General features: G+C 71.2%; 14 protein-coding genes. 5 read left to right on the forward strand and 9 right to left on the reverse strand.

Translation table 11 applies throughout. The features are described 5' to 3' along the window. Positions 1-66 precede the first annotated feature (66 nt). Together O7631_RS15560 and O7631_RS15565 are read right to left on the reverse strand one after the other, a co-directional pair. Positions 67-1,047 carry an aldo/keto reductase gene (locus O7631_RS15560; RefSeq protein ID WP_278144872.1) on the reverse strand — a complete coding sequence of 327 codons (981 nt, stop codon included), beginning with the start codon at positions 1,045-1,047 and terminating at the stop codon, positions 67-69. 52 nt (positions 1,048-1,099) lie between these two features. Further along, a complete protein-coding gene (locus O7631_RS15565; protein ID WP_278144873.1) occupies positions 1,100-2,374 on the reverse strand; it encodes an MFS transporter in 1,275 nt (424 codons plus the stop codon). Positions 2,375-2,425: 51 nt separating this feature from the next. Between O7631_RS15565 and O7631_RS15570 the strand changes: the two genes are divergently transcribed. Further along, the gene (locus O7631_RS15570; protein ID WP_278144874.1) at positions 2,426-3,484 is read left to right on the forward strand and encodes a LacI family DNA-binding transcriptional regulator; all 1,059 of its coding nucleotides are present in this window, start codon (positions 2,426-2,428) and stop codon (positions 3,482-3,484) included. Positions 3,485-3,587: 103 nt separating this feature from the next. Then, positions 3,588-4,700, forward strand: coding sequence for an acyltransferase family protein (locus tag O7631_RS15575; protein ID WP_278144875.1), 1,113 nt, complete (start codon positions 3,588-3,590; stop codon positions 4,698-4,700). Here the strand turns inward: O7631_RS15575 and O7631_RS15580 are convergent. Together O7631_RS15580 and trmB are read right to left on the reverse strand one after the other, a co-directional pair. Continuing rightward, positions 4,678-7,191 carry a DEAD/DEAH box helicase gene (locus O7631_RS15580; protein ID WP_278144876.1) on the reverse strand — a complete coding sequence of 838 codons (2,514 nt, stop codon included), beginning with the start codon at positions 7,189-7,191 and terminating at the stop codon, positions 4,678-4,680. The genes O7631_RS15575 and O7631_RS15580 overlap by 23 nt on opposite strands. A 104-nt stretch (positions 7,192-7,295) precedes the next feature. Continuing rightward, the gene (gene trmB, locus O7631_RS15585) at positions 7,296-7,925 is read right to left on the reverse strand and encodes a tRNA (guanosine(46)-N7)-methyltransferase TrmB (RefSeq protein ID WP_278147945.1); all 630 of its coding nucleotides are present in this window, start codon (positions 7,923-7,925) and stop codon (positions 7,296-7,298) included. A gap of 208 nt (positions 7,926-8,133) precedes the next feature. Here trmB and O7631_RS15590 point away from each other — a divergent pair, with 208 nt between their 5' ends. Then, complete coding sequence (locus O7631_RS15590) at positions 8,134-8,760, forward strand: hypothetical protein (protein ID WP_278147946.1); 627 nt, start codon at positions 8,134-8,136, stop codon at positions 8,758-8,760. 244 nt (positions 8,761-9,004) lie between these two features. Continuing rightward, on the forward strand, positions 9,005-9,670 hold the full coding sequence (locus tag O7631_RS15595; protein ID WP_278147947.1) for a class F sortase: 666 nt from the start codon (positions 9,005-9,007) through the stop codon (positions 9,668-9,670). A gap of 126 nt (positions 9,671-9,796) precedes the next feature. Here the strand turns inward: O7631_RS15595 and O7631_RS15600 are convergent, their stop codons facing one another. Continuing rightward, the gene (locus tag O7631_RS15600; protein ID WP_269680043.1) at positions 9,797-10,021 is read right to left on the reverse strand and encodes a GntR family transcriptional regulator; all 225 of its coding nucleotides are present in this window, start codon (positions 10,019-10,021) and stop codon (positions 9,797-9,799) included. 656 nt (positions 10,022-10,677) lie between these two features. Then, positions 10,678-11,553, reverse strand: coding sequence for an alpha/beta hydrolase (locus O7631_RS15605; protein ID WP_278144877.1), 876 nt, complete (start codon positions 11,551-11,553; stop codon positions 10,678-10,680). Positions 11,554-11,870: 317 nt separating this feature from the next. Here O7631_RS15605 and O7631_RS15610 point away from each other — a divergent pair, with 317 nt between their 5' ends. Beyond that, a complete protein-coding gene (locus O7631_RS15610; protein ID WP_278144878.1) occupies positions 11,871-12,839 on the forward strand; it encodes a zinc-binding dehydrogenase in 969 nt (322 codons plus the stop codon). Here O7631_RS15610 and O7631_RS15615 read toward each other — a convergent pair. The 3 genes from O7631_RS15615 to O7631_RS15625 all read right to left on the reverse strand — a co-directional run bounded on the left by O7631_RS15615 (position 12,829) and on the right by O7631_RS15625 (position 15,003). Continuing rightward, the gene (locus O7631_RS15615) at positions 12,829-13,182 is read right to left on the reverse strand and encodes an antibiotic biosynthesis monooxygenase (protein WP_278144879.1); all 354 of its coding nucleotides are present in this window, start codon (positions 13,180-13,182) and stop codon (positions 12,829-12,831) included. The two genes, O7631_RS15610 and O7631_RS15615, sit on opposite strands and share 11 nt — an antisense overlap. Before the next feature lie 65 nt (positions 13,183-13,247). Next, on the reverse strand, positions 13,248-14,045 hold the full coding sequence (locus O7631_RS15620) for an exodeoxyribonuclease III (RefSeq protein WP_278144880.1): 798 nt from the start codon (positions 14,043-14,045) through the stop codon (positions 13,248-13,250). 37 nt (positions 14,046-14,082) lie between these two features. Beyond that, positions 14,083-15,003: a PAC2 family protein gene (locus tag O7631_RS15625; protein ID WP_278144881.1), complete on the reverse strand. Its 921-nt coding sequence runs from the start codon at positions 15,001-15,003 to the stop codon at positions 14,083-14,085. Positions 15,004-15,237 lie beyond the last annotated feature (234 nt).

The following is a 15,237-nucleotide window of genomic DNA, read 5'->3' on the forward strand; positions in this document are numbered from 1 at the left end:
TGCCGCGGCCTGACCGGAGTCCTGTTCGCGTACGCCGCCGACATACTCAGCGGCGGCCCTTGGTGATCAGTCCAGCGCCACCACGGCGTGCGGTGCGTAGCACGCCTCGAGCTGGTCGACCTCGTCCGCCGACAGCTCGACGTCGAGGGCGCCCAACGCCTCGTCGAGCTGCCGCACGTCCGTCACGCCGATGATCGGGGCGCTCACCACGGGCTGCCGCAGTAGCCAGGCCAGCGCGATCTGCGCCCGAGGTGTCCCTCGGCCCTGGGCGACATCACCGAGTCGGGCCGCGACCGCCCGGTCCGCATCCTCGGTCCGGGCGTACAGGCTGTGCCCGAAGGCGTCATCGGCCGTACGCCGGGTGCTCGTGGTCCAGTCACGGGCCAGCTTGCCGCGGGCCAACGGACTCCACGGCAGAGTGCCGATTCCCCGGGCCCGGCAGAGGGGGAGCATCTCCCGCTCCTCCTCGCGGTAGATCAGGTTGTGGTAGTTCTGCATGCTGACGAACCGGGACCAGCCGTGCTGCTCGGCGACCTGCAACGCGGTGGCGAACTGCCACGCGTACATCGAGGACGCGCCGAGATAGCGAACCTTGCCGGCCCGTACGACGTCGTGCAGGGTCTCCAACGTCTCCTCGATCGGAGTGGACGGATCCCAGCGGTGAATCTGGTACAGGTCCACATAGTCGGTGCGGAGCCGGCGCAGGCTGTTGTCCAGTTCGGCGAGTATCGCCTTGCGCGACAGCCCTCGCTGGTTGGGTCCCGGCCCCATCGGGCCGAAGACCTTCGTGGCGATGACCACGTCGTCGCGTCGCGCGTACTCGCCGAGGGCGCGGCCGAGGATCTCCTCGCTGGAGCCGTCGGAGTAGACGTTGGCGGTGTCGAAGAAGGTGATGCCGGCGTCGAGCGCGTGGCGGATCACCTGCCGGCTCTCCGACTCGGGCAGCGTCCACGAGTCGGCCCCACGGTGTGGTTCGCCGAAGCTCATCCCACCAAGGCAGAGCTGGGAGATGGTGAGCCCCGTCGAGCCGAGCCGCGCGTACCGCATCGCCGAACCTCCTGTCACCGTGCACGGGGACCGCGTCGTGCGGCCGGCCGGGTCACCGGACCGCCCGTGGCAGCGCGCCCAGCACCAGCGCGGCGCCGACCGCCATGATCGCGAAGACCATCACCATTCCGAGCGCGTCGGTCAGTGGCCCCACCACGATCGGCGCCGAGATGGCGCCGACCCGGGACAGCGCCGAGACCATGGACGCCGTTCGAGCCGGGGGAATGCCGTGCCGCACGCTGAGCTGGTCGGCCGAGCCGAAGAGCAGGGGGAAGGCCGGCCCCGCCCCGAAGCCCGTCATGGCGACCGCCGCCAGCGCCCACCACACCGGCGCGCCGACGAGTGTGCACACCAGGCCGACGCCCACGGCCGTCGTCATGGTGGCGCCGCTGATCGCCGCGACCCTCGCCTGGCCGACCCGGGACACCGCCGCGTCCAACAGCAGGCGGGAGGCCAGCAGGCCGGCGCCGAAGAGCACCGGCGCCGCGGCTGCCACCTGCGGTGTCGCGTCGAACCCGCGGCTCAACAGGAGACCGGTCCACTCCTGCCCCGGGCTTTCCACATAGCTGGCGGCCACGGCCGCGAGCCCCAGCACCGGCAGCACGTACCGCAGCCGACCAAGGGAACGCACCGCCGGTCGCGCCGGGCTGTCGCCCGTCAGGGCAGGCGTGGACGGGCTGTCGCCCGTGGAGGCCGGCTCGGACCGGCCGTCGGCTGGCGGGGTCGGCCCGGCCGGGCCCTCGGCCACCATCCCCTTGCGGCCGAGGGCGATCGCGAGCTGGGCAACCAGCGCCACCGTGGCGGCGATGCCGACGTGCAGGGCCACCGGCACCCGGAGTCCGGCGGCGACCGTGCCGAGCACGCCTGCGCCGGCCAGTGAGAGCGACCAGGTGGCGTGCATGCGGCCCATCAGGGTCGTGGCGCGGTGCTGCTGCACCCGGACCGCGAAGGCGTTCATCACCACGTCGTGCGCGCCGTCGAGGATGCCCAGCAGCAGCAGCGCACCGCCCAACAGGATCAACTGCGGTGCCCACGCCACGCCGACGGCCAGCAGCGCGTAACCCGCCCCGGCGAGCAGCGTGGCCGACCGTTCGCCGACGGCGCGGGCGAGGAGGGGGGCGACCAGCGAACCGAGCAGCCCACCGATCGCCGCCGCGAAGAGCACCACACCGAACTGGGTCTCGCTGGCGGACACCCGGTCCGCGATCTCGGGAAAGCGGGTGAGCAGGCTGCCGTAAAGTGCGCCGTTGACCGCGAAGGCGACCGCCGGCACGCGCCAGTCGCTGCTGGTGCGCCCGTCGAGGCCGTCCGCGACATCGACGCTCATGCGGCTAACTTATACGTATCAGAGGGCCGGCACAACGCAGGAGGTTCTCCAGTGCCCAGCGACCCACCCCCACGGATGCGAGACGTCGCGCGAGCGCTCGGTGTCAGTCAGGCCACGGTGAGCAACGCCTTCAACCGGCCCGACCAGCTCAGCCGGGAGCTGCGCGACCGGATCCTGACCGCGGCACGGGACCTCGGCTACCCCGGCCCCGACCCGATCGCCAACACGTTCCGTCGAGGTCGGACCGGCGCGATCGGGCTGATCATCCACGAGCCCCTCCAGTACCTCTTCGAGGACCCGGCCGCCCGCCTGACCATGGCCGGCGTCGCCCGGGTCTGCGGCGAGCACGGCTCGTCACTGGTGCTGGTACCCCGTGCCGAGCCAGGCCTGCCGGACGTCGTCCCCACCGCGCTCGTGGACGGGTTCGTCGCCTTCTGCGACCCGCTGGAGCCCGAGCGACGGGAGCTGCTGCGCGCCCGACGGCTGCCGGTCGTCGGGCTGGACGCCCCCGTTGCGCCGGGGGAGCCGTACGTCGGCATCGACGACCGGGCGGCGGCCCGAGCGGCGGCGGCCCACCTGGTCGCCCTCGGCCATCGCCGGATCGGCGTGATCAGCTTCGCGCTTGCCCGCCACTCGGAGACGACTGTGGTGCCCGCCGGGCTCGACGCTCCCACCGGGTACGTCGCCAACCGGGCCCGACTGGACGGCTACCGGGACGCGCTCGGCCCCGCCCTGGGCGGCGGCGGGATCGTCGTCGTGGCGGCGCGTGGGGTCGAGGAGGCCGACGGGGCCGCCGCTGCGGTGCCCCTGCTCGATCGCCCCGAGCCGCCCACGGCGATCCTGGCGATGAGTGACCGGTTGGCGCTCGGCGTCGTCGCCGAAGCCACCCGTCGTGGCATCGACGTGCCCGGTGACCTCTCCGTCGTCGGCTTCGACGACGTTCCGGCGGCGGCCGTGGCCAGTCCGGCTCTGACCACGGTGCGGCAACCGCACGACCGTAAGGGCGAGGAGGCGGTACGCATGCTCCTGCGGCCGGCGTCCGCCCGTCAGGCCCTGATCCTGCCGACCGAGGTCGTCGTCCGCGCCTCGACGGCGCCTCCCCGGACGTAGGGCGCCTTTCACGAGGGACCGGCGGACACTTCTCCGAAAACGTGGCTGAAATGTCCTACTTCGGGAGCTAGTGTGCCCTGTGACCATTATCTGGGCGCCCAGGGTGATCGATCCCGGGCGTCGTGCCGGGGCGCGATCCGTCCGGTCGGCCGAGCCTGCGGTCGACCGGGATCGCTACCTGGACCTGCTGCGAACGGTCGCGTTGGGACGTGTCGTGCTCTACCACGTCACCGGCTGGATCTGGCTGAGCCTGCTGGTGCCGGCGATGGGTCTGATGTTCGGCATCGCCGGTTCGTTGATGGCGGCGTCGCTGGACCGGCACGGCCCGTCGGCCGTCGTCCGGCGGCTGCGCCGGCTGCTTCTGCCATTCTGGGCCTTCGGCGCGATCACCCTGGTCGTGTTGTCCCCCGGGTGGCGGCCACTGCCGAGCGGCGTGGCCGGCTGGGCCGAACTCCTCTGGTGGGTGCTGCCCCTGCGGGTCCCCCCGGTGGGCGGACCGACCTGGGCCTGGGCGTTCCATGTCGGGCTCTGGTACGTCGTCACCTACCTGTGGTTGGTGCTGCTGTCGCCGGTCCTGCTGTGGGCGTTCCGCCGCTGCCCCTGGCCCAGCATCGGCGTCGCCACCGCTCTCCCGGTCGGCATGCACCTCGCCGGGGTCCGCACCGGCTACTTCGTCGCCGCCTACCTGTCCTGCTGGCTACTGGGCTTCGCGCACCGCGACGGCCTCCTGCGCCAGGTCCCGTGGCGCTGGTACGGCTGTCTGGTCGCCGGCCTGGGCGGGGTCGGCGGAGCGTGGGTCGTCGGGGCCATGGTGACCGGTCGGGCCGGCGACCTCAGCCACATCGCGGGTGGCACCACATTGTGGTCGATGGCCGTCGTGGCCGCGCTGCTGAAGATCCGGCCCCGGCTCGTCGGCACGTCGCCGCTCGGCCGGACCCTACAGGTGGTCAACGCGCGGGCGGTCACCATCTACCTCTGGCACATCCCGGCCAGCCTCGGGATGTTCCTGCTGCTCGCACCGGTGCTCGCGTACACCTCGGCCTTTTCGATCGCACTGCGGCTGACCGGGGTGTGCCTCCTGACCGGTGGCGCGGTGCTGCTGCTCGGCTGGATCGAGGACGTCGCCGCCCGGCGTACCCCGGCGCTTCTTCCCGGGCCGGGCCACCCCCGACGGTCCGTCGGGGGCGGACACCTCAGAGTTGGCCGACGTCGGTGATCCGGACGACCGCCGCGCCGACCTCGTCCGAGGCGGCCAGGTCGACCTCGGCGCTGATGCCCCAGTCGTGGTCGCCGTCCGGGTCGTCGAAGATCTGCCGTACGGTCCACCGCTCCCGGCCCTGCTCGATCATCAGCAGCGCCGGCCCGCGGGCGTTCGGCCCGACCCCGATCGAGTCGTACGCCTCGAAGTACGGCCCCAGCGCGTCGGACCACGCGTCGTAGTCCCAGCCGTCCTCGGCGTCCAACTCGGCCAGCAGGTCCCAGCGGCGCAGCGCGGCCAGCTCCACCCGGCGGAACAACGCGTTGCGCACCAGCACCCGGAACGCCCGCGCGTTGCGGGTCACCGCCGGGGGCCGGTCGGTCAGCGCCGCGTGCGCCTGGGCGACCTCGGCGACGTCGGACGGGTTGCGCAGCCGCTCCCACTCGTCGATCAGGCTGGAGTCGACCTGGCGGACCAACTCGCCCAACCACTCGATGAGGTCGATCAGCTCCTCGGTCTTGGCGTCCTCGGGCACCGTCTGGCGCAGCGTCTTGTACGCGTCGGCCAGGTAGCGCAGGACGAGGCCCTCCGAGCGGGTCAACCCGTAGAACTGCACGTACTCGGTGAAGGTCATGGCCCGCTCGAACATGTCGCGGACGACGGCCTTGGGGGAGAGCTGGTGATCGGCGACCCAGGGGTGGCCCTGCCGGTACATCTCGTACGCGGCGTTCAGCAGCTCGTCGAGGGGCTTCGGGTGGGTCACGTCCTCGAGCAGTTCGAGGCGGGCCTCGTACTCGATGCCTTCGGCCTTCATCGCGGCGACCGCCTCGCCGCGCGCCTTGAACTGCTGCGCGGACAGGATCTGCCGGGGGTCGTCGAGGATCGACTCGATGACGCTCAGCACGTCGAGGGCGTACGACGGGGACTCGGCGTCGAGCAATTCGATGGCCGCGAGCGCGAGCGGGGACAGCGGCTGGTTGAGCGCGAAGTCGAGCTGGAGGTCGACGGTGAGGCGGATCCGCCGGCCCGTCTCGTCCGGCTCGGGCAACTCCTCGACGACGCCGCCCGCCCGCAACGCCCGGTAGATGGCGATCGCCCGGCGGATGTGCCGACGCTGCGCGGCGGCGTCCTCGTGGTTGTCGGTGAGCAGGTGACGCATCGCGCTGAACGCGTCCCCGGGCCGGCCGATGACGTTGAGCAGCATCGAGTGGCTGACCTGGAAGCTGGAGGTCAGCGGCTCCGGTTCGGCGTCGACGAGCCGGTCGAAGGTGGGCTGACCCCAACCGATCGAACCCTCCGGCGGCTTCTTGCGGACCACCTTGCGCCGCTTCTTCGGGTCGTCCCCGGCCTTGGCGAGGGCCTTCTCGTTGTCGATGACGTGCTCGGGGGCCTGCACCACGACCCGGCCGATGGTGTCGTAGCCAGCCCGACCGGCCCGCCCGGCGATCTGGTGGAACTCCCGGTTCTTGAGCAGCCGGGTACGGACGCCGTCGTACTTTGACAGGCCGGTGAACAGCACGGTGCGGATCGGCACGTTGATGCCGACGCCGAGGGTGTCGGTGCCGCAGATGACCTTGAGCAGGCCGGCCTGGGCGAGGGTCTCCACCAGCCTGCGGTACTTGGGCAGCATGCCGGCGTGGTGTACGCCGATGCCGTGCCGGACCAGCCGGGAGAGCGTCTTGCCGAAGCCCGCGGTGAACCGGAAGTTGCCGATCGCCTCGGCGATCATGTCCTTCTCGGCGCGGGTGGCGACGTTGACGCTGGTCAGCGCCTGAGCGCGCTCCAAAGCTGCGGCCTGGGTGAAGTGCACCACGTACACCGGGGCCTGCTTGGTCTCCAGCAGCTCCTCGAGCGTCTCGTGCAGCGGCGTCATCGCGTACGAGAAGATGAGCGGGACCGGCCGCTCCGCCGAACGCACGACGGCGGTCGGCCGCCCGGTGCGCCGGGTCAGGTCGTCGACGAACCGGGTGGTGTCCCCCAGGGTGGCGGACATCAGGATGAACTGGGCCTGCGGCAGCTCGATGATCGGCACCTGCCACGCCCAACCCCGGTCGGGCTCGGCGTAGAAGTGGAACTCGTCCATGATCACCTGGCCGACGTCGGCCTTCACGCCCTCCCGCAGCGCCAGGTTCGCCAGGATCTCCGCCGTGCAGCAGATGATCGGGGCGTCGGCGTTGACGCTGGCGTCACCGGTCAGCATGCCGACGTTCTCGGCGCCGAAGACCTCGCAGAGCGCGAAGAACTTCTCCGACACCAAGGCCTTGATCGGCGCGGTGTAGAACGTCGTCCGGTTGTCGGCGAGAGCCGCGAAGTGCGCCGCGATCGCCACCAGGCTCTTACCCGAGCCGGTGGGAGTGTTCATGATCAGGTTGGCGCCGGAGACGATCTCGATGACCGCCTCCTCCTGATGGGGGTAGAGGTCGAGGCCGCGCTCCTTCGCCCAGCCGGCGAACGCGTCGAAGAGGGTGTCGGGGTCGGCGCTTCTCGGTAGCGCGGCGGTGAGCGTCATAGCCTGTCCATGGTGCCTGGATCATGCCCCGGTACGCCAACCCGGGCCCCGCCGACCCCTCCACGGGGTGGTCTTAGCCCGTCCCGGTGCGGCGCCGCCGCCGGTCAGCGCCGGCGGTAGATCAGGTCCGCGACCGGTCGGCCGGCCGTGATCGCCCGCCGCTCGAACTTCGTCACCGGGCGGTGCGCCGGACGTGGCGCGAAACCGCCGTACGCGTCCACCAGCTCCGGATCCGCATCCAGGGTCTCCCGCATCGCCTCGGCGTACTCGGCCCAGTCGGTCGCACAGTGCAGCGTGCCGCCGGAACGCAGCCGGGACCGCAGCAACGCCACGTGCGCCGGCTGGATGATCCGCCGCTTGTGGTGGCGCGTCTTGGGCCACGGGTCCGGGAAGAAGACGTGCACCGCGTCCAGCACACCCTCGGGCAAGCCTCTGACCAGGGACAACGCGTCGCCCTCCGCCACCCGTACGTTGCGCAGGCCGCCACGCTCCACCAGGTCGAGCAGGTTGGCGATTCCCGGCGTGTGCACTTCGACCGCCAGATAATCTCGGTCCGGGTCGGCGGCAGCCATCGCGGCGGTGCTGTCACCCATGCCCGAGCCGATCTCCAGCACGACCGGGGCCCGGCGGCCGAACAGGTCGGGCAGCTCCACGGGCACGACCGGTCCGTCCGGCACATCCAGGCCGTACACGGGCCAGAGTCGGCCCAACGCGTCGGTCTGCCGGTCGCTCATCCGTCCCCGACGGGGGTGGAACGTGCGGATCGTCCGGCTCGCGGGCGGGACGGCGGGGTCATGGTCGGTGGTGGTCACAGCGACCCGAGCGTACGCGACGCCGTCGCCGGATCGGATGTGATGTGCGACCGGAAATGAGAGGATCCAACTGGTACGGCAGGTCGGGTGCTCCGCTGCCCGACACTGCCGCACGGCGTCGAGAGGGGGCATCGTGACAGTGACCCGTGGCGGCGTGATCCTTTCCGTGCTGACCCTGCTCGCCGGCCCTCTGCTCGCTGCGCCTCCGGCGCTGGCTGCCTCTCCCGTGCTCGTGGTGCCCAAGCCTGTCTCAGCGGTGCTTGCCGCTCCTGCGGCCGCGCCCGCGCCGCAACCTGGAGGACCGCCTGGTGGCGCGCCTCAGCCGGCGCCGGTGGACATCTTCGTCGAGGTGAGCCCGAGCACGGTGCAGCCCGGCTACCTGGTCGGCATCCGGGCCAGTTGCCGGGACAACTCAGTGGGTGCCACCGTCGTCTCGGACGCGTTCGGCGCGATCGGTGTGCAGCCGCAGCGCGGGGTGCTCACCGCCGCGCCGATGGTGCGCGAGCGCACCCGCCCCGGCAACTACCGGGTCAAACTGGAGTGCCGGGACGGCGAGACCGCCTCGACCATGCTCCAGGTGGTCAAGAAGGTGCCGTCCCAGCCGAGTCGGGGTCCGGCCACCGGCTTCGGTGGTGGCGCCGGTGGAGTCACCGGCAAGCTGCTGTTGCCCGTTGGCGCGGCGCTGACCATCACCGGGTTGATCCTCGCCGTGGTGGCGCTGCGCCGGCCGCGTCTGGTCCGTGGCGCTGGGCGCTGAGCCGGCCATGGAGATCTTCCGACCCGCGTCGCCACCGCCCGGTCCCCGCCCGTCCCCCGGTCCCCGCACGTCGTCGGGTCCCCGCCCGTCCCCTGGCCCGCACCCGACCCGCGACGACCGCTCGCCGACCGACGACCGCTTCGGCGACCGGCTCCCGCGGGACGACCGTTGGCCGGGGGACGACCGCTTCGACGACCGCCCCCTGCCGCTGGACGACAGCCCGTTCGTCCCCGAGCGTCCGACTGTGGCTGCTCGGCCGCCGACCGCCGTCGCGCCTCGGCGCAGCCGGCCCTCTGGCCGTAGCCCGTGGTCCGTGCCGCTGGCCGTGGTGCTGGTGCTGGCCGGTGTCTTCGCCACCGGGGCGGGACTGGGCCGTTCGGTAGGGCCGTTCGACTTCGCCCCGGCCGCCGGCGACCGGCCGCCCCGCAGCGAGTCCGTCGGGTTGTCGGCCAGTCGTCCGGTGCGCCTCAGCGTCCCGTCGATCAAGGTGGCGGCACCGGTGGAACCCGTCGGGCAGGCACGCGACGGCTCGATCGCCGTACCGCCGTTGGAACGGCACAACGAGACCGGCTGGTACGACCGTGGGCCGACGCCCGGCGAGCCCGGCCCGGCGGTGATCGTCGGGCACGTGGACACCAAGACCGGCCCGTCGGTCTTCTACGACCTGGGCAAGCTGAAGCCCGGTGACCTGATCGAGGTGGCCCGCGCGGACGAGTCGGTGGTGGTGTTCCGGGTCGACACCGTGGAGCACTTCCCGAAGGACCAGTTGCCCGCCGAACGGATCTACGGCCACGACGGGCCCCCCGGCCTGCGGTTGATCACCTGCGGCGGGCAGTTCATCGGCGGACGCACCGGTTACGCCGACAACGTCATCGCCTTCGCGACCTTTCAGTCCTCCCGCAAGTCCTGAGGCCGCCCACTCGGCGCTTGATCCACTCCGGATCGCCGAAGTTGGGGTATCCCCTTCGCCCGGACACCCCCAGTTCGGCGAACTCGAGTGGATCAAGCCCTGGGGCGGCCTGTGGGGCGCAGCGCGCTACTCGGCCTCGGCGACGAACACGCCTTGGCCTTGCTGTCCGTAGACGAGGTTGCGGTCATGCAGCTCTTTGACTGCGCGGTACGCGGTTGACCGTGCGACGTTGTAGATCTCGCCGATCTCCGAGACTGACGGCAACTGGTGCCCAGGTCGGTATTCACCGGAGCGGATCTTCTGCTCGATGTCGTCCGCAACACGGCGGTAGTGCGGTGGTCTGGTTGGCATGATCGACTCTCCTGGACTTCAGCGGAGATCATGTTTCCAGCCCGGGCCCGAACAGGACAAGGCGACAATCCAGCAAAGTGGATACAGTGAGAACTTGACTACACTGAGACAGTAGATACAGTGAGACAGTCGGGTAGTTCTGGACCTCAGCACTCCGAGGTATCCGGCCCCCCGGGGAGCATGACGTCACGCTCTGCCCCCGGGGCAGCTACTTCGGGACGCGTGGAGGTACCGCACATGCCCATCGACGAGCCGGTGTCCAGGGCGACGGAGTTGTTCGTGGCGAAACGCGTGCTCGACGCGCATTGGACCCGGGCGGTCGATCGGCCCTGGCAGGCAGGTGGCTGCCGAGAGTGCCGAGGTCGCGGTGACTGTCGGCAGCTCGATTGGTCGCTGGAGCTCCTGGCGGACGTCGCAGCCGTCATGTTCCAGAAACAGCGATCACTCGGCCCCGCGGTCTGCCGGAGGCCCTTAACGCCTTTGCCCTCTCCAGTCCTCCCACAGGTCCTGAGGCCGGCTCAACCGCTTGATCCACTCGACTTCGCCGAAGTCGGGGTATCCCAGCGGCTCGGACGCCCCCAGTTCGGCGAACCCGAGTGGATCAAAGCGCCGGGTGGCGGCCCTCGGGGGGATGGTGGACTGGTATGCGCCGGGCGTCAGTTCAGGAAGTCGAGGAGTTGGCGGGTGGTCTCGTCGGGGGCTTCTTCCGGGATGAAGTGCCCGACCGGCACCGGCTCGCCGCGCACGTCGTCGGCCCACTCCCGCCAGATGGCGAGCGGGTCGTCGTAGAGCTTCGCGACCTGGCCGTGCCGGCTCCAGAGGAACAGCACCGGGCAGGTGATCTTCCGGTTTCCCCGGTCCGCCTCGTCCTGCTGGTAGTCGAGCGTCGCGGCGGCGCGGAACTCCTCGCAGATCGCGTGCACCGTCGCGGGGTCGCGGAACTGCTCGACGTACGCCGCCCGTACCTCGGGCGGGAAGGCGTCCTTGACGTCGGGCCAGGTGTCGAGCATGAAGTCGACGAGCACCGCGGGCGCCGCGTCGATGAACCGCTCGGGCACCGGCGCCGGTGCCGCCAGGAAGGACCAGACCCAGTAGGAGAGGCTGAACGCCTTGTCGGCGCGGTTGTAGACATCCCCGATGGGGACGACGTCCATGACGGCCAGCCGGGTGACGACGTCCGGTTCGTCCAGCGCCAGACGGTACGCGCAGCGGGCCCCGCGGTCGTGGCCGACGAGCCGGAACCGCTCGTGGCCCAGGCGCCGCATCACCTCGATCTGGTCACGGGCGATGGCGCGCATGCTGTACGGCTCGTGGTCGGCGGTGCTCGGCGGTTTGCCGCTGCCGCCCCAGCCCCGCAGGTCGGTGGCGACGACCGTGTACGTCTCGGCGAGCCGTGGCGCGACCTGGTGCCACATGAGGTGCGTCTCGGGAATGCCGTGCAGCAGCAGGACGGGCGGGCCGCTTCCGCCTCGGCGTCCATGGATCCTCGCGCCGCGCGTGTCGATGTCGAACTCTTCGAACCCGTCGAACATGACCAGGCCCCCCGCGCCTTGGGATGCGCCCCGAACGAACGGCGTGGAATGGCTGGCAGGGCGACTGGTGGCCGACTACCGCTCGGTCTGCCTCGACGCTATCAACGGCGACAGCCGGTCCGGCGCGATTCGGCTGCGGTGCTGGCTCGGGTCCATCTGTGGGGTGTGGTGGCGCGACTGCGACGTCCTCGTGAACTCTGCCATCGATCGCCCGACTTCCCGCTTGACCTCAACCACGATTGAGGTCCTAGCGTCGCTGACACGAGGTTTGGGAAGTGGGTCCGAAAAAACTGGACCGCGGCTGATCGGAGACATGCGTGCGGGCGATCCAGGTTTCTGAGTACGGGGGTCCAGAGGTTCTGATCCTGGTGGACCTGCCCGATCCGCAGGCCAGGGAGGGGGAGGTCGTCGTTCGCGCCGAGGCCGTGGACACGATCTACGTCGAGACTCAGATCCGCGGTGGCTGGGGTGGAATGTTCGGTGTCACCCCGCCGTACGTACCGGGCGGCGCGGCGGCGGGAATTGTGATTTCCGCGGGTCCTGGTGTCTCTGCGTCCTGGCTTGGCCGCCAGGTCGTGGCGGGTGCCGGGACGCGGGGTTCGTACGCTGAACTGGTTCGGACCGGCGTCGACCGGCTGGTGCCGGTCCCCGACGGACTGAGCCTGCGGGAAGCGGCTGGTCTCGCACACGACGGCGTGACCGCCATGGGCATCATCGACGGTGTCGGCGTCAAGCCGGGCGACCGGGTCCTGATCCTGGGAGCCGCGGGCGGCATGGGAACGCTGCTTGTCCAGCTTGCACACCGTCTCGGTGCGCAGGTCGTGGGGGCGGCCCGTGGGGCGGACAAGCTGACACTGGTACGACGGCTCGGCGCCGACGCTGTCGTCGATTACGCCGGTGACGGATGGATCGACGCGGTACGCGAAGCCCTCGGCGGTCGGTCGGTCGACGTGCTGCTGGACGGGGTCGGGGGGAAACTCGGCACCGACGCCTTTCAGCTGGTGGCCGACGGCGGGCGGGTCTCGGCCCATGGGGCGGCGAGTGGCGAGTTCGCCACGACGGATCTACCGACTGCGCGGGCCCGCGGCATCGACCTGTACGGCATCGCGGACGTTCAGTTCCAGGCGCCGGAGATGGTGCGGCTTGCGGGCAGGGCCCTGACCGAGGCGGTGCGTGGGCGGATTCGCCCGGTGATCGCACGCGAGTATCCACTGCGTTCCGCGGCCGAGGCTCACCGCGCGATGGAGGCGCGCTCGATCCCGGGTAAGGCCCTCCTTATTCCGTGAGGCCGGTGACGGGCCGCTGCGATGACGTCGGCTCGGGGACGTGCAGCGCCACCTCGAACTCCAACAGGCTGGCACCGGTGGAGACCGGGGGACGAGGCTTGTCGCCAGGGGCGGCGGCGTGGGCGGCGCGCGACGGCCCGGCGGCCCATGCCTGGAACGCCTCTTCGCTTTCCCACTTCGTGTAGACGAAGTAGCGGGTCTCGCCGGCCACTGGGCGGAGGAGTTCGAAGCCGAGGAAGCCGGGGGAGTGCTCCACAGCTCCGGCCCGTGCGGCGAACCGCTTCTCCAGCTCCGCGCCGCCACCGGGCGGGACGTCGATAGCGTTGATCTTCACGACTGCCATCTGCCCACCCTAGCCACCTCGGGCAGCCAGCCCACCGCCGCCGGCGGCAGAAGCGCGGCGCGAGGTCAGAACGTCTCGACCGCGGGCACCAGATCAGCGTCGACGACGATCGGCGCGTGGTCTGAGGGGCCCTTGCCCTTGCGGGCCTCCCGGTCCACGTACGCCGAGCGGACCGCCCGGGCGAACGGCGCGGACGCGTACACCAGGTCGATTCTCATGCCCTTGTTCTGGTGGAACATCCCGGCCCGGTAGTCCCAGTACGTGAAGGGGTGTGGCCCCTTCATCGGGGTGGGCACGACGTCACTGAGGCCCAGGTCGCGCAGCGCGGCGAGGGCGGCCCGCTCGGCCGGGGTGACGTGCGTGGAGTGGGTGAAGACGGCCGGGTCCCAGACGTCGGCGTCGGTCGGGGCGACGTTGAAGTCACCGCTGACCGCCAGCGGGAGCCCGCCGGCCAACTCTGTCTCCAGCGCGTCGCGCAGCGCGGCGAACCAGGCCAACTTGTACGCGTAGTGCGGGTCGTCCGGCGTTCGGCCGTTGGGCACGTACACCGACCAGACCCGGACCCCGTCGCAGGTCGCCGAGATGGCCCGGGCCTCCGGGGCGGGGAAGCCGGGCTCGCCGGCGAACCCGACGCGGACGTCGTCCAGCCCGACCCGGGACAGGATGGCGACCCCGTTCCACCGGCCGTCGCTGTGGCTGGCCACGGTGTAGCCCAGTTCGCCCACCTCGGCGACCGGGAAGGCGCCGTCGGGGCACTTGGTCTCCTGCAGGCAGACGACGTCCGACCCGGTGTCGGCCAGCCACTCCAACAGTCGGGGTAGGCGGGCCTTCACCGAGTTGACGTTCCAGGTCGCCAGGCGCATACCTCCAGCCTGCCGCATCCGCCGCCGCTACGCCGGGTCAGCCGGCCGGGGTGTCGCCGGGACGGGTCTGTTCGGCCAGGAACCGTTCCAGTTCCGCGCCGAGTTCGTCGGCCGTCGGCAGTGGTCCGGCGTCAGGGGCGAGCAGGCTCTTCTCGCCCCGACCTCGGGCGAACGCGTCGTACTGCTCCTCCAGGGCCTGGACCAGGGCGGCCGCGTCGTCGGTCTGGGCGACCTGCCTGTCGATCTCCACTCGAACCACCTCGGCGGCCGAGCGCAGCCCGTCACCGGGCAGCAGCAGGCCGGTGCTGCGGGACACCGACGTGAGCAGCACCTCGGCGGCTGCCGGGTACTCGGTCTGCGCCACGTAGTGCGGCACGTGGGCGGCGAAGCCCAGCGCGTCGCGACCCTGCTGGCCGAGGCGGAACTCCAGCAGGTGACCGACGCTTCCGGGCACCTGGACGCGTTGCAGCCAGGGCTCGTAGCCGGAGATCAGTTCCGGGCGGGTGGCGTGCGCGGTCACCCCGGTCGGGCGGGTGTGCGGCACCGCCATCGGGATGGAGTTGAGCCCCACGGTGAGCCGGACGTCCAGCCGGGCGGCGAGCCCGGCGACGGCGGCCACGAACCGTTCCCACTGCAGGTCCGGCTCGGGGCCGGTGAGCAGCAGGAACGGTGTCTCGTCGTCGTCGTGCAGCAGGTGGAGTTCGAGCGCGGGGGCGTCGATGCTCTCCCAGTGGTCCTCGACGAAGGTCATCACCGGTCGTCGCGATCGGTAGTCGAAGAGCTGGTCGACGTCGAAGGTGGCGATCGGCCGACCCTCCAGCGAGGTGAGCAGTTGCTCGCGCGCCAGCCGGCTGGCGTTGCCGGCGTCCACGAACCCGGTGAGGGCCTGGATCAGGACCGGTTGCCCGAGGTCGGGCAGATCGTCGGTGAGCTGGTAGAGCTCGTGTGGGTCGAGCACCGGTGCGGACCTCCCTGAAATGTGCCTGCGGGGTGCCGTCGCGACGGAGGGCACCCGTTCGGGCAACGTACCCGCCATCCTGGCGCATTCCTGCTCCGGGCGGTCCGCCGCCCGGCGGATGGGCGTGACCGGACCAATCAGCTGTTTTCGTCGCGAGGCGGGCCCGGTGGACTGATCGGTGGAGGTCCAGTTCAGCCCAAAGGCCGAGTTTGTCGATCATGTCGGGTCCGAGGG

Source organism: Micromonospora sp. WMMD967 (assembly GCF_029626165.1).
Classification (GTDB): Bacteria; Actinomycetota; Actinomycetes; order Mycobacteriales; family Micromonosporaceae; genus Micromonospora; species Micromonospora taraxaci.

What these genes read in the sequence shown, in the direction of transcription:
- trmB (WP_278147945.1), bottom strand. Translation starts at nt 7,925, where the DNA reads ATGAGCGACCGGCAGACCGACGCGTTGGGCCGACTCTGGCCCGTGTAC.
- O7631_RS15560 (WP_278144872.1), bottom strand. Translation starts at nt 1,047, where the DNA reads ATGCGGTACGCGCGGCTCGGCTCGACGGGGCTCACCATCTCCCAGCTC.
- O7631_RS15615 (WP_278144879.1), bottom strand. Translation starts at nt 13,182, where the DNA reads ATGGCAGTCGTGAAGATCAACGCTATCGACGTCCCGCCCGGTGGCGGC.
- O7631_RS15565 (WP_278144873.1), bottom strand. Translation starts at nt 2,374, where the DNA reads ATGAGCGTCGATGTCGCGGACGGCCTCGACGGGCGCACCAGCAGCGAC.
- O7631_RS15580 (WP_278144876.1), bottom strand. Translation starts at nt 7,191, where the DNA reads ATGACGCTCACCGCCGCGCTACCGAGAAGCGCCGACCCCGACACCCTC.
- O7631_RS15605 (WP_278144877.1), bottom strand. Translation starts at nt 11,553, where the DNA reads ATGTTCGACGGGTTCGAAGAGTTCGACATCGACACGCGCGGCGCGAGG.
- O7631_RS15620 (WP_278144880.1), bottom strand. Translation starts at nt 14,045, where the DNA reads ATGCGCCTGGCGACCTGGAACGTCAACTCGGTGAAGGCCCGCCTACCC.
- O7631_RS15600 (WP_269680043.1), bottom strand. Translation starts at nt 10,021, where the DNA reads ATGCCAACCAGACCACCGCACTACCGCCGTGTTGCGGACGACATCGAG.